At 62.2% G+C, this 13,507-nt stretch carries 11 protein-coding genes; 7 read left to right on the top strand and 4 right to left on the bottom strand.

Features of this window, described 5'->3' with window-relative positions; genetic code table 11:
- Window positions 1–38: 38 nt before the first annotated feature.
- From PQQ96_RS00285 to PQQ96_RS00275, 3 genes are all read left to right on the top strand, one after another.
- Complete coding sequence (locus PQQ96_RS00285; RefSeq protein WP_408287237.1) at window positions 39–461, top strand: phasin family protein; 423 nt, start codon at window positions 39–41, stop codon at window positions 459–461.
- A 59-nt stretch (window positions 462–520) separates the two neighbouring features.
- A complete protein-coding gene (phaZ, locus tag PQQ96_RS00280) occupies window positions 521–1,363 on the top strand; it encodes a poly(3-hydroxyalkanoate) depolymerase (protein ID WP_408287235.1) in 843 nt (280 codons plus the stop codon).
- A 104-nt stretch (window positions 1,364–1,467) separates the two neighbouring features.
- Window positions 1,468–2,649, top strand: coding sequence for a DUF445 domain-containing protein (locus PQQ96_RS00275; protein WP_408287232.1), 1,182 nt, complete (start codon window positions 1,468–1,470; stop codon window positions 2,647–2,649).
- Window positions 2,650–2,679: 30 nt separating this feature from the next.
- Here the strand turns inward: PQQ96_RS00275 and PQQ96_RS00270 are convergent, their stop codons facing one another.
- A complete protein-coding gene (locus tag PQQ96_RS00270) occupies window positions 2,680–5,445 on the bottom strand; it encodes a winged helix-turn-helix domain-containing protein (protein ID WP_408287229.1) in 2,766 nt (921 codons plus the stop codon).
- 393 nt (window positions 5,446–5,838) lie between these two features.
- Between PQQ96_RS00270 and PQQ96_RS00265 the strand changes: the two genes are divergently transcribed.
- The 4 genes from PQQ96_RS00265 to PQQ96_RS00250 all read left to right on the top strand — a co-directional run bounded on the left by PQQ96_RS00265 (window position 5,839) and on the right by PQQ96_RS00250 (window position 10,183).
- A complete protein-coding gene (locus PQQ96_RS00265; protein WP_408287227.1) occupies window positions 5,839–6,588 on the top strand; it encodes an electron transfer flavoprotein subunit beta/FixA family protein in 750 nt (249 codons plus the stop codon).
- A 15-nt stretch (window positions 6,589–6,603) separates the two neighbouring features.
- Complete coding sequence (locus tag PQQ96_RS00260) at window positions 6,604–7,551, top strand: electron transfer flavoprotein subunit alpha/FixB family protein (RefSeq protein ID WP_408287224.1); 948 nt, start codon at window positions 6,604–6,606, stop codon at window positions 7,549–7,551.
- Window positions 7,552–7,565: 14 nt separating this feature from the next.
- A complete protein-coding gene (locus tag PQQ96_RS00255; RefSeq protein ID WP_408287221.1) occupies window positions 7,566–9,356 on the top strand; it encodes an acyl-CoA dehydrogenase C-terminal domain-containing protein in 1,791 nt (596 codons plus the stop codon).
- 68 nt (window positions 9,357–9,424) lie between these two features.
- Window positions 9,425–10,183 (top strand): OmpW/AlkL family protein, encoded by a 759-nt coding sequence (locus PQQ96_RS00250; RefSeq protein WP_408287218.1) that lies wholly within the window; start codon window positions 9,425–9,427, stop codon window positions 10,181–10,183.
- A 109-nt stretch (window positions 10,184–10,292) separates the two neighbouring features.
- Here the strand turns inward: PQQ96_RS00250 and PQQ96_RS00245 are convergent, their stop codons facing one another.
- From PQQ96_RS00245 to PQQ96_RS00235, 3 genes are all read right to left on the bottom strand, one after another.
- Window positions 10,293–11,285 (bottom strand): sugar-binding protein, encoded by a 993-nt coding sequence (locus PQQ96_RS00245; protein WP_408287215.1) that lies wholly within the window; start codon window positions 11,283–11,285, stop codon window positions 10,293–10,295.
- 306 nt (window positions 11,286–11,591) lie between these two features.
- Entirely contained in the window at window positions 11,592–12,587 is a 996-nt protein-coding gene (locus PQQ96_RS00240; RefSeq protein ID WP_408287213.1) for an ABC transporter permease, read from the bottom strand.
- Between the two features lie 105 nt (window positions 12,588–12,692).
- Window positions 12,693–13,433 carry an ATP-binding cassette domain-containing protein gene (locus tag PQQ96_RS00235; protein WP_408287210.1) on the bottom strand — a complete coding sequence of 247 codons (741 nt, stop codon included), beginning with the start codon at window positions 13,431–13,433 and terminating at the stop codon, window positions 12,693–12,695.
- Window positions 13,434–13,507: the final 74 nt, after the last annotated feature.

Here is a 13,507-nt window from a genome sequence, read left to right as displayed (position 1 = left end):
GAAACCGATTTTTTTGTAACTACCTTGACGGAGTCATCATGGCAGCAACCCAACCCAGCAATATCTTTGGTGAATATACGAAGCTCATCACGCAGTTCAAGCTACCGGGCGTCGACGTAGCCGCCATCCTCGAATCGCGCCGCAAGGACATTGAAGCGCTCGCCGAGGCGAATATGACGGCACTCGCTGGTGTACAGCAACTCGGTCAGAAGCAGATGGATATCGCGCGTTCGTCGATGGCTGAACTGCAATCGCTCGTGACCCGCTTGAGAACCCCCGGCAGCGAATCCGCTGCGGCAACGGGAGAAGGGGTCCAAAAAGCACTGCAAAAGGCCTTTGTGGACATGCAGGAACTCGCGGATGCCGCATACCGGGCTCAAACCGACAGTATCGCTGTCGTCACGAAGCGTTTTGCGGAGCATGTCGAGGAACTGAAAGCGCTCGTGCAACCCAAGAAGTAACGGGCTGGTGCGAGCCGCCACTACAACGAAGCGAAGCGTCCAACCTTGGAACCCACCGGATGACCGACTTACAAACAAGCGCGGAGTCTATCGACGCCATGCAAATTCAGACAATCGATCTGGACGGCCAGTTGCTGCGTGTCGCGGTCCGGCCTGGCAGCGACGCTTCGCCGCCGCTGCTCTTATTTAATGGCATCGGCGCGAATCTTGAACTGGTTGAGCCGTTCGTTGCGGCGCTGGATGACGTAACCGTCATCATCTTCGACGTCCCCGGCGTTGGCGGTTCGCCCGCTCCCTTGATTCCGTATCGGTTCTCGACGCTTGCCGTGCTGGCCGACAAGCTGCTGACGCGGCTCGGTTTCGTCGACCCGGTCGACGTGCTCGGCGTATCGTGGGGTGGGGCGCTGGCCCAGCAGTTCGCGCACCTTTACCCCCAGCGCTGCCGCAGGCTGATTCTCGCGGCTACGTCGCCCGGGGTGATCATGGTGCCCGCGCGGCTGTCCGTACTTTCAAAACTGATCGGGCCGCGACGCTATACCGACCCAGCCTACCTGCGGCAAATCGGAGCCGAGATATACGGCGGCGCGTACCGCCGCGATCCTGCGTTGCTCGAGGAACACAGCCGGCATATCGAGGCGCCGCGCGGCCGTGGCTATCTTTATCAATTGCTGGCTGCATCGGGTTGGACCAGCTTGCCCTGGCTAGGCGGGCTTCGGCAAACGACGCTCGTCATGCATGGCAACGACGACCCCATTGTGCCGCTCACGAATGCAAAGATTCTCGCGGCAAGGATTCGACATGCGACCCTGCATGTAATAGATGACGGCCACCTATTTCTGATCACCCGGGCAAAAGAAGTCGCTCCGATAGTGAAACGGTTCCTGCGGCAGGAGGCGCGTTGAGTTCCGTGACGCAGAGGAACGGAAATCTTCAGCGCGCGGAGCTCGACCCAACCGGCGACAGGAAGCTCGCCCGGTTGAACCGCATGCGCACGACGGCGACCTGTTTGCTGGCGGCGATGATCGTACTGCTGTTCATCTGCATGGCCTGGCAGGCGCAGCATCCGTGGCTCGCGTGGCCACGTGCTTTTGCCGAGGCGGGTACCGTTGGTGCGATCGCGGACTGGTATGCCGTCGTCGCGTTGTTCCGGTACCCGTGCGGGATCCCGATTCCGCACACGGCCATCATTCCGAAGAACCAGCAGCGCATAGCCGAGAGTCTGGGCAGCTTCGTCGAGGAAAACTTCCTGACCCCCGAACTCATCGTCGGGCGACTGAGTGGTTTCAACGCCGCAGAAGCGCTGGCGGGATGGCTCGCGGGACCTGAAAACAGCGCGGTGGTCGCGGATGTGGTGGCCGGCTCGCTTCCCCGATTGCTCGACGATATCGACGAGCGGGACGTCGAAAATCTCTTTGATCGACTCGTCATTCCGCGCTTGCGCACGCTCGAGGTATCTCGCATGGCGGGCCAGGTCCTGACCATTCTCACCGAAGGCAACCGTCATCAGCCTCTGCTGGATCGCGGACTGAGCGTCGTGGAAACCTGGTTGAGCAGCAACGTTGGGCTGATCAAGGCAAAGTTCAGCGAGGCGTCGAAACTTACGCTGGCGTCGCTGGACGCATACATCGTCAACAAGTTTGTCGAAGGCATCATCGCGCTCATCCATGAGGTCGCGGCGAACCCGGAGCACGAGCTTCGACGCCGGTTCGACGTGGCGGTGGAAGATCTGTCCAACAACCTGCGGACGTCAGTTGTTTATCGCCGGTTTGGCCGACTGTTACTGCGCGACTGCATTCGCCATCTTGAAGATGGAGAGTATTACCGTGTCATGCTCGATCACGTCCGTGCGTACGTGCTTGCTGACCTCGGAAGCAAGGACTCGGTTGTGCGCGACATGCTTGCCGGGACATTCGTATCCATCGGTAAAGGCGTGGCGAGCGAACCGTCCATTCAGCGCAAGTTGAACGCGTGGTGGCTTGATATTGCCGGTCTGCTCGTGCGGCGCCATCGCCATCAGTTGTCGGCGCTGGTAGCCGACGTTGTGAAAGGATGGGATGCGAAGGAGGTGAGCTGCAAGCTCGAGGCCGAGATCGGTCGGGACCTGCAATACATCCGAATCAACGGCACGTTTGTCGGTGGCACGGTGGGCGTCCTGATCCACGCGTGTGTGTTCCTTGTTTTGCGGTGAGCGAGACCCTGTCCGCGTCTCCTGGGCTGCCTAGCTATGTTTGACCAATCCGAGCGCCTGTGCGCGCGAGACGGCCTGGGCGCGTTTGTCGACTTCGAGCTTCGTAAAGATGCTCTTGACGTGAGATTTGACCGTCTCGGGTGTGATTCCGAGCGTACGCGCAATTTCCTTGTTGGACTGTCCCTGTGCGATCAACTCGACTATGCCGCGCTCTCGCGAGCTGAGTCGGTCGCGCTCGGTTTCTCGCTGGGGTTGGCTGTTGGGTTCGTGCTGTGTTCGCCAGCTAGCCAGCAGACGGTCTAGCCAGGTCACGATTTCCTGCGCTTTGGCACTGGTGGTGCGCACGCTGTCGCGCGCCAGCTTCAACAGCGGACCGATCTCCGGCCCTTGATCGATAATGGACTGACAAATCCCCGCAGGCGCCGCGACCGTCGCAACTTCGTGGAATATCTCGAGTGCCCGGTCGCGCTCGCCTGCGTTCAGCCACGCCAGCGCGAGGAGGGTCCGCAGTCGCAGTGCGAGATACGTTCCATGCAGGTGTTCGAGACGCTCCAGCACCCCGTTCAATATCGTGACCGCCTCCTGTGTTTGCTGCCGTCGTATCGCCAGGCACGCAGCCCCAAGGTCCCGGTAGTTCTCGATCTCCGGCGAGACCGGAACGGACGACCCGGCGTCGGCGGTCGCCAACTGACGCAGTTGCGCCACGCACGCGGCTGCTTCGACAAGCCTGCCTTCTGCGAGATTGAGGCGGATTCTTTCCGAGAGCGCGGCAGCCACCAGCCGGTCCCATCGACGTGCCTGACCCAGCGCCTGTGCGGTGTCGAGCAAGGCATACGCGTGGGTAAAATTGCCCCGCGCCGCGGCGATGCGAATGAGTATGCGATAGCCGATCAGCATGCTGTCGAGAAATACCGCAAGGTCAATCACCGGCATGAGTTCGACGAGCAGCGCTTCGGCTTCGTCCAGCAGGCCTCGCTCATAACGCAATTGGGCGATCATCGGCGCGCAGAGCGCCGCTGCTATCGACTGCGGCCCCGAATGCTGCTCGGCAAGCGCCATCGCTTCGTTGAAACGACGCTCCGCGAGCGGACAACGCAGCTGCTGCATTTCCACATGGCCGAGCAGGCAAAGCCGGTAGACCGTGGAGAATACGCTGCGTTGGTCTTCCGCGATCGAGTCGGGAATCCAGGGTGTGGCGTGCAGCGCTTCAAGATTGCCCGCTTTCCAGTGGCAGAAACGGATCACGTTCGAGACCACGTTGGTGGTCCACGAATCGCGCGACGGCCGGTCCAGATATTCTTGTGCGAGTGCGAGCGCCCGTTGCGGGTCATCCTGTAAGGCTGCAAGTGTCGAACGAATCGCGACGCACTCTGAGCGGACGTGGTCCGCGTCGATATCCTTGCGCGCGGTATCGTGTTCGATCGAATCCAGCATCGTGACCGCGTCATCGAAGCGTAAGGCGAGTACCGTGCCCCAGGCGATCGCAAGCGTGACCGTGATCTGTGCGCGCATCAGGTCGGCGGGGAATTGACGTTGCCAGCCGACCAGCGTGAGCAGATCGCCTCCTTTGAGAAGGGACATGGCGCAGTGTTCCATGAGGCGAATGGCCTCGTCGGTCGCGCCGGCCGCAATGGCGTGCCTGACTGCGTCGGTCCACTGGTGCTGCGCCGCATACCATAGCCACGCGCGGCGATGCAGTTCGCTGATTTCCTCGTGGTGCCTGGCCGCGAGCCGCCGCTGCAGATACTCGGCCATGAGCGGGTGATAGCGGAACCAGTGTCCTTCCATGTCCAGCGGCTCGAGCAGCAACTGGCGCGCGACAATGGCGTCCAGCATCGCCTGGCTCGATGCGAGGCCGGTGAGTGCCTCACACAGCGGTGCGCTCAGACGATCGAGTATCGCCGTACGCAACATGAACTCGAGCATCCCGGTTGGTAAGGACTGCAGGATGTCTTCGAGGTAGTCTGCCAGCGGCCTCGACGCGCCGCTCGGCGCGCTTGCCTGCCAGCCTCGGGGGCGATCCTTCCGGGACAGCACCGAGGAGGAGATGCGCAGCGCCGCCGCCCAGCCTTCGGTGGTGGCGAAGAGCGACTTCACGTCGATGGTGGCGTGCTTGCCCGGGCATTCGTGCTCGACGAAGCGGCGCGTCTCGTCGAAGTTGAATCTCAATGTCGATGCGTCGATTTCCAGCAGATCGTTGTGGGCTCGCAGCTTGGCCGTAGGAAAAGGAGGGTCCGTTCGCGTGCAAAGCACCACGTGGACCTGCGAGGGCACATTGGCGATGAACAGCAACATCGCTTCGTGAATCGGCGTCTCGCTGATCAGATGGTAGTCGTCGATGAAAACGTAGACCTCGTCGTCGACATCGATCAGCTCGTTAATCAGCGTCGTTGCAAGCGAATTCGCCGGCACAAACGACGCTTCGGCGGTCAATCCGATCACTGAAGTGCCGACGTTACCGCAGGCTTGCCGCAATGCGTGCGCGAGATGATTGAAGAAGCGGGCGGGTTCGTCATCTTCGGCGTCGAGCGAGAGCCAGGCCACCCGCGCATTGCTCGTCCCGAGCAGCTTGAGCCAGGTGAGCGCGAGCGACGTCTTGCCAAATCCAGCGGGAGCCTTGATCACCGTCAGGCGCTTCGTTTCCGTCTGCGCAGCAAGCGAGGCGAGGCGCGGGCGATCGATCAGGCCGGCGGGCAGGCGTGGAGGAAAAACCTTCGTTGCGAGGAGGAGAGGTGGCCTGTTCGGGGGCGGCGCTTTTGTCGCGTTTGTTGCCTTCGTCACTTCTGTCACGTGCATCAGCTGCTCCAGGCGTTCGGGTTGACCCCGGCCGCGATCCCCCATCCATCCAGTCGCGCTCCCCTTTATGGGGGATTTTGCGCGGTGCTGCGCTCGGACACTATGGGTTCCAGTGAGCAGACGCGCAGTTCCACAACGGGACAACGGTGCGGCCGGTCGGACATGGGTGATTGCCCTTCGGCGGGCTCTGCCTGAACCGGTGTCTTGCTCAGGAAATGATACGCCCAACCACCCTCAGGGAGGAGACATGTCTACCGCTTCGAATCGTATTGCGGCGCACAAACCCGGGCCGGCGGCACGTATCCCCGACGAACAGAACGAGACCTTGCGCGACCCGCCCACATGGCCGGCGTGAGGGTGTCCTCGGAATCCTTTATCGAAACGGAGTAGGCAATGAAATTACTGGTTCCTGTCAAACGTGTCGTCGACGCGAATGTGAGAGTCCGCGTGAAAGCCGACGGCAGCGCCGTCGACATCGCCAATGTGAAGCTGTCGATGAATCCCTTTGACGAAATCAGCGTGGAAGAGGCCGTGCGTTTGAAGGAAGCCGGCGTGGCGTCAGAGGTGGTGGTCGTGTCCTGCGGGGTGCAGGCCTGCCAGGAAACGCTGCGCACGGCGATGGCGACAGGTGCTGACCGCGGCATCCTCGTCGAGACCGACATCGAGTTGCAGCCGCTCGCCGTGGCGAAGCTGCTGAAGGCACTCGTGGACAAGGAGCAGCCGCAGCTCGTGATGCTCGGCAAGCAGGCCATCGACGATGACGCGAACCAGGTCGGCCAGATGCTTGCGGCGCTGCTCGGTTGGCCGCAGGCCACCTTCGCATCGAAGGTGAGCGTCGAAGCAGGCAAGGCGAGCGTGACGCGCGAGATCGACGGCGGACTTGAGACGATCGAAGTCGATCTGCCGGCCGTCGTGACCACCGATCTCCGGCTCAACACGCCGCGCTATGCGACGCTGCCCAACATCATGAAGGCGAAGAAGAAGCCGCTCGAGGTGGTGACGCCCGATGCCCTCGGCGTCGACATCGCGCCGCGCCTGTCGACGCTGAAGCTCGAGGAGCCGCCGAAACGGGCGGCGGGCATGCGCGTCGCCGACGCCGCGGATCTCGTGGCCAAGCTGAAGAACGTCGCCCACGTCATCTGACCGGAAGAGGAAAACATGTCCATACTCGTTATTGCAGAACACGACAATCAGACGCTGAAGGCCGCGACGTTGAACACCGTCAGCGCCGCCGCGCGTCTTGGAAACGACATTCATGTTCTCGTCGCCGGATCGCAATGCGCGGCCGTGGCCGAACAGGCCGCACGCATCGCCGGCGTGACCCGCGTGCGGGTTGCCGATGCGCCGCACTATGCCCATCCGCTGGCCGAGAACCTGGCCGCGCTGATCGCCACGGTCGCGGCCGACTACAGCCACGTGCTGGCGCCCGCCACCACAACCGCAAAGAACGCATTGCCGCGCGTGGCCGCGCTGCTCGACGTCGCGCAGATTTCCGACATCGTCGCCGTCGAGTCCGCGGATGTATTCCTGCACCCCATCTACGCCGGCAACGTGCTGGCGACGGTGCGAAGCACGGACCGCATCAAGGTCATCACCGTACGCACGACAGCCTTTGCGGCAGCGCCCGCCGAAGGCGGCGCGGCGGCGAGTGAATCGCTCGCGCCGGCGGTCGAGGTCCCGGGCTCACGTTTTGTAAGCCAGCAACTGACGCGCTCCGAGCGTCCTGAACTGACATCGGCGCGGCGAGTGATCTCGGGCGGCCGGGGCATGGGCTCCGGTGAAAACTTCGCCTTGCTGGAGGACGTCGCCAGCAAGCTGGGCGCAGCGGTCGGCGCGTCGCGCGCGGCCGTGGATGCGGGTTTCGTGCCGAACGACTATCAGGTGGGCCAGACCGGCAAAGTCATCGCGCCGCAACTCTATATCGCAGTCGGCATCTCCGGCGCGATCCAGCATCTGGCCGGCATGAAGGACTCGAAGGTGATCGTCGCGATCAACAAGGATGAGGAAGCGCCGATCTTTCAGGTCGCCGATTACTGGATTGTCGGCGATCTCTTCAAGGTATTGCCAGAGTTGTCCAGTGAGCTGGACAAACTGCAACAAGACTGATTCCGGAGACCATGATGAGCACCTATATTGCACCGCTGCGCGACATGCGCTTCGTAATGACGGAACTGGCCGGTCTCGGCGAGTTGTCTTCGCTGCCGGGCTACGAGGAGGTGAGCCCCGAACTCGCCGAGGCTGTGCTCGACGAGGCGGCGAAGCTCGCGACCGAAGTGCTGGCGCCGCTCAACAAGACGGGCGACGAGCAGGGCGCGTGCCTGACGAAGGATGGCGTCGTCGCCGCGGACGGGTTCGCGAAAGCCTACCGGCAGTTCGCCGAAGGCGGCTGGAGCGGCCTCTCCGGCGACCCGGAATTCGGCGGCCAGGGGCTGCCCGAGTTGCTGCATGCGGCGACCGTCGAGATGTGGAATTCGTCCAACATGGCGTTCGCACTGTGTCCGCTGTTGACGGCGGGCGCTACGGAGTCGTTGCGGCAGCACGGCTCGGAAGAACTCAAGGGACGCTATTTGCCAAAGCTCGTCAGCGGCGAGTGGACGGGCACCATGAATCTGACCGAGTCGCAGGCGGGCTCGGATCTCGCCGCCGTGCGCACGAAGGCGGTGCCCGAAGGCGATCACTATCGCCTCTACGGTCAGAAGATTTTTATCACGTGGGGCGATCACGATATGACTGACAACGTCATTCATCTCGTCCTCGCGCGCACGCCGGATGCGCCCGAGGGCGTGCGCGGCATCTCGCTCTTTATCGTGCCCAAGTTCCTGCTGAATGACGATGGCTCTCCGGGAGAACGTAACGACGTGCACTGCGTGTCCCTCGAACACAAGCTCGGCATTCACGCGAGTCCGACCTGCGTGATGAGCTTCGGCGATCAGGGCGGGGCGATCGGCTATCTGGTGGGGCAGGAGAACAAAGGTCTCGCGCATATGTTCACGATGATGAACGAGGCGCGCCAGAAGGTCGGTATCCAGGGGCTCGCCATAGCGGAACGCGCTTATCAGCAGGCCCGCGAATACGCGAAGGAACGCGTCCAGGGCCGGCTCGCGGCCAGTAAATCGGCTGGTGCGGTTGCCATCATCCATCACCCGGATGTGCAGCGCATGTTGATGACAATGAAGTCCCAGATCGAAGCGATGCGTGCCTTCGCCTACGTGATGGCCGCGGACATGGACCGCGCGCACCGTGACCCCGACGCCGCTGAACGCGCGCGTCGCCAGGCGCGCGTCGATCTGCTGATCCCCGTGTTGAAGGCATGGTGTACCGAGCTGGGCGTCGAGATAGCGTCGATGGGTGTGCAGGTGCACGGCGGCATGGGCTACATCGAAGAGACGGGCGCATGCCAGTTCCTGCGCGACGCGCGAATCGCCCCGATCTACGAGGGCACGACGGGCATCCAGGCTGCCGACCTCGCAGGCCGCAAGCTCGCGTCAGATCAGGGTGCAGCAATGGTTGAACTGGTTGCGCAGATGCGTCAGGATGCGCTGGAGCTGGGGCGCAGCACGGATGCGCAAGTGGCGTCCGTTGGCACGGCGCTCGCGACCAGTGTGCAGGCGCTTGAAGATGCCACCGCCTGGATGCTGCATGCATTGTCGACTCAGTCCGACGCAGCGCTTGCCAGTTCAGTCGACTATCTGATGCTCACCGGTTACGTGTGCGGTGGGTGGCAGATGGGGCGCGCAGCGCTTGTCGCGGCAGGAAAAAGCGCAGCGAATGAAGACCCGGACTTTCATCGCACCAAGCTCGCCACTGCGCGCTTCTACACCGACAAGGTCTTGCCTAAAGCAAATGCGCTTCTGGCGGCGATCCGCAGCGGCGCATCGAGCGGGTCGAGTCTGCCAATCGATCAATTCTGAGCGGCGCCGCAAGAAGAGGCGTCGATGTGAAGGAATTGATATGTAATGCGAAATAAATTGGAGGAGACGTGATTAAAAAACTTGCATGCCTTGCGTTAATATCGGGCGCGATTTGTTCCAGTGCGATCGGGCAGAGCGCAGGCAGTCTCGTCACCAGTGTGGGCGGGGCGTGGCTCGATTTCGGCCCGTCTTCCGCAACGTCGTTGCAGAGCAGTTCGGCATTGGGGACATTCACGTCGTCGGGAACGGGTGGTCAGATACATAACACGTTCACCCTGGAGCTCTCGACTACTTATTTCGTCACGGACCATATTGCTTTTGACCTGGCAACGGGCATACCGCCCAAGCTCCAGCTTTTTGCGCAAGGAAACGCCACACCCTTCGGTGCCGGCGGTCCGGCGCTCAATCTGGGGAATCTGCAGCCGCTCGCCACCACCCGGTCGTGGGCCCCGATTCTGTTCCTGAAGTATTACTTCTTCGACGCGCAGACGAAGCTGCGCCCGTTCGTCGGTGTCGGTGCGAACTATACCTGGTACTCGCATACCAATCTCAATTCGACATTCAGTGGGGCGTTGCAGGAGATTGCAGGGCCGGGCGGACAGGTCAAGGCTTCGCTCAGTCCGTCATGGAACCCCGCGTTCGCCGCGGGCGCCTCTTACAACATCAGCAAGAACTGGTACGCGACTGCGTCGGTGACGTATCTGTTTCTGAAGACCAATGCGACGGTCAGTTCCGTGGCGGCCAACGGTCAGACGGTGCTGTCCAACAAGACGCGCATCACGGCGGATCCGGTGATCGTTTTTCTCGGACTTGGATACCGGTTCTAGCGAGCGGATGCGCTGGTTGGGGCCGCCCTGCGAAGAAAGCCGTCTGACGGGGCCGAGTCAGGGGTGCCTCGGCTCCCGTATCCATCTTTGCAACGGATCATGCCGGTCCTCAATGCTTGAGGCAGGTGTCGGCGTTTTTCCAGGTGCAGGTGTCAAGGCCGGTGTGGATGACCGGCGGCACCTTCTTTCCTTCCGCGAGGTCGCGCATGACCATGGCTGCCCGGTAGCCCATTTCTTCAGGCCGCTGGCCGACGAGGACATTGACCTTGTGATCCTTGAGGGCTTGCAGTTCCGGACCGAGGGTATCGGCCGAGACGATGACGAACTTGCCGCTCTGGATCTTATCCATGATGGGAGCCACGACCTGCGAATAGGCCTGCGGAGCAAAGAGTGGCCAGCCGCCCTCTAGCACGAAGGCATCGAGACCGGTGGGGTTGGCGGTCAGCGTGTCCTGCATCATCTGGTTCGCCTTGGCGGCGTCGTCGTTCACGTAGAGCGGGCAGGCGCTGATCTCATGCCAGCCGTTTTCGCCTGCGAGCTTCGCGATTCCCTTCTTGCCGGAGAGTACGTCGCGCGTGCCCTGGGCGCGCTGGTTGATGTTCTCGGCAGCGGGATTGCCCATGACGAGGCAGATATTGCCGCCCTTCGGCATCAGCGCCTTCAACTGCTCGCCGAGCTTGACGCCCAGTTCGTAATTGTCGGTGCCGACGTAGGTCTTGCGGAGCGAGGCGTCCTTCGGTAACAAGTCGGCATCCGCGGTGATGACCGGGATTGTCACATTGCGGCGGCGCAGCTCTTCGGCCACGGCCGGGGCGTTCGCGGGCGAGATTGCCATGCTCGCCACGCCCTTGGTCAGGAGGTCGTCGATGATCTGCACTTCGGCGCTTTCGTCCGCGGCCGTTGCGGGGCCGGTGTAGTAGCAGGTGTAGCCTTCCTTATTGAGTTCCTTGTTCGCCCGGTCGCATCCCTGATGCATGAGGTCGAAGTAGGGGTTGTCGAGACCCTTTACCACCAGTGCCAGGGTCTTATCGGCTGCGAAGGCGGGGGAGGCCAACATGGCGAGCCCTCCGATCGCGGCAAGACACATCAAAGCTTTCTTCATTGTTTCCTCCGTTGTCGACCAGAGTTAGCGCTTTAGCGCTTACTCTGGTCCCATGCAGAGCGGTCGACCGGAATTAGCGCTTTAACACTTACTCCCGTCCCATGCAAAGCTTTCGGCACCAGGTCTACGGTGCCCATGTCTGCTTGCATACAATTCATAATAGTTCCAAGGAAAGCCCGTGTTCGAGCTTTAACCTTCCCGCGGAACCTTGTCATCGTGTGAACCTGTGCGTCTGGCGGTTCCGCATCTCGTCCGGCCGCCTCCCCTGGCACCAGCCGCATCGTGGCTGGCGCACCCACAGACATTTCAATCTCCTTGCCGCTCGCCGCCGAGCCGGTTGAACAGCACGGCGACGATGATGAAGGCACCGACAACCGTTCCCTGCCAGAACGAGTCGACGCCGAGCAGGATCAGGCTGTTGCGAATGACTTCGATGAGCGCGGCGCCGACGACAGTCCCGAAGGCGCTGCCGACGCCGCCCATGAGATTGGTGCCGCCGATCACGGTCGCGGCGATCACGCGCAATTCGTCGCCGGTGCCAAGGCCTGTTGTCACCGCGCCAAGCCAGCCGACTTCGAGGATCGCTGCGACCCCCGCCATGAGGCCGGCCAGCACATAGACGGAGCAGATGATGCGGCGCACCGGAACGCCGGTGAGATTCGCCGCATGCCGGTTGCCGCCGACCGCGAAGACGTAGCGGCCCCAGCGCGTCCACGAAAAGGCGAACCAGAACAGCACGGCGAGGACAACGAGGAACCACACCGGATTGGCGAGGCCGAAAGTCTTGCCACCGCCGAGCGCAAGGAGCTTGCTGCCGTCGGGACCGAAATCGAAAATGGTCCGGCTGCCGGAGAACACCAGCGCGAGGCTGCGGCCCACGCTCAGCATGCCGAGCGTCACGACGAAAGGCTGCATGTCGAGATAGGCGATCAGCAGACCGTTCACGAGGCCGGCGAGCCCTGCGGTCAGGAGCCCCATGCCGATGCCGGCCCAGATCGGGTAACCGGCGTTCATGACCACCGAGAGGACGATACCGCTCAAGCCGATCGTCGAGCCGACTGAAATATCAATGCCGCCCGTGACGATCACGGCCATCATGCCGAGCGCGACGATGGCGACGAAGGCGAAGTTACGCGTGACGTTGAAAAGATTCTGCGGCGTGGCAAAGGTCGAGGTCACGAACGAAAGCAGGATGCAGGCGACCACAGTTGCGAGCACCACCCAGAACACCTGGCTCGCGAGAAGCCCGGTCCAGCGGGTATGAGTCTTCGCGGATTGCGGATCTTCAAGCAATGCCGACATTGAGGTGGGCCTTTCCGGCAGATCGTCCAATTTTGCGACTCCTGTCGGTCGCACTTGGCGCTTTAGCGTTTAGTGCGACCCCATGCATAGCCTTGTGAGGCAGGATCAGGCGACGGCAATGGCCCCGGTGATGAGGCCGGTCACTTCTTCCGGCGAAGACGCTTCGGTCTTCTTGTCTGCAACCTTGCGCCCACGCCGCATGACGACCACGCGGTGGGCGACGGCGAAAACGTCAGGCATGCGGTGACTGATGAGAATGACCGCGATGCCATGTTCGGACAGGCGTTGGATGAGGTCGAGCACCTCCGCCACCTGCCGGACGCTGATCGATGCTGTCGGCTCGTCCATGATGACGAGCCGCGCCTCGGAGAGCCGCGTGCGAGCGATTGCCACTGCCTGTCGCTGACCGCCCGACATTTGTCGGACGAGATCCCGGGGGCGCGTTTCGGATTTCAGTTCTTTGAAGAGTTCGCCGGCGCGCCGATACATGGTCGCGTGATCGAGAATGCGGATGGGCCAAAAACCGAGCCGGGGCTCACGGCCGAGGAAGACATTGGCGGCCGCCGTGAGGTTGTCGCAGAGCGCGAGGTCCTGATAGACCACTTCGATTCCCTGAGTGCGGGCGTCAACCGGCCTGCTGAAATGCACCTGCTTGCCATCGATCAGGATTTCGCCGTGCGAGGGGGGAAAGTTACCGGCGATGACCTTCACCAGCGTCGATTTCCCGGCCCCGTTGTCGCCCATGAGGCCGACCACCTGGCCCGGCTCCAGACTGAAGGTCATGTCGGTCAGGGCGTGAATGGCGCCGAAGTGCTTGGAAACGCCTCTGAGCTCCAGAAGACTCATAGACTGTCGCGCTCGCTCCAGTAGAGTCGCCCATTTCTTCGGCCGGGCGACCGGTGGACATGCTAACTAGCCTT

The sequence above is a fragment of the Paraburkholderia sediminicola genome (assembly GCF_046027825.1).
In the GTDB taxonomy this organism is placed as follows: Bacteria; Pseudomonadota; Gammaproteobacteria; order Burkholderiales; family Burkholderiaceae; genus Paraburkholderia; species Paraburkholderia sediminicola_D.
Note: the sequence above shows the minus strand (reverse complement) of the source record. Positions and strands in the feature narration are given on the sequence as shown.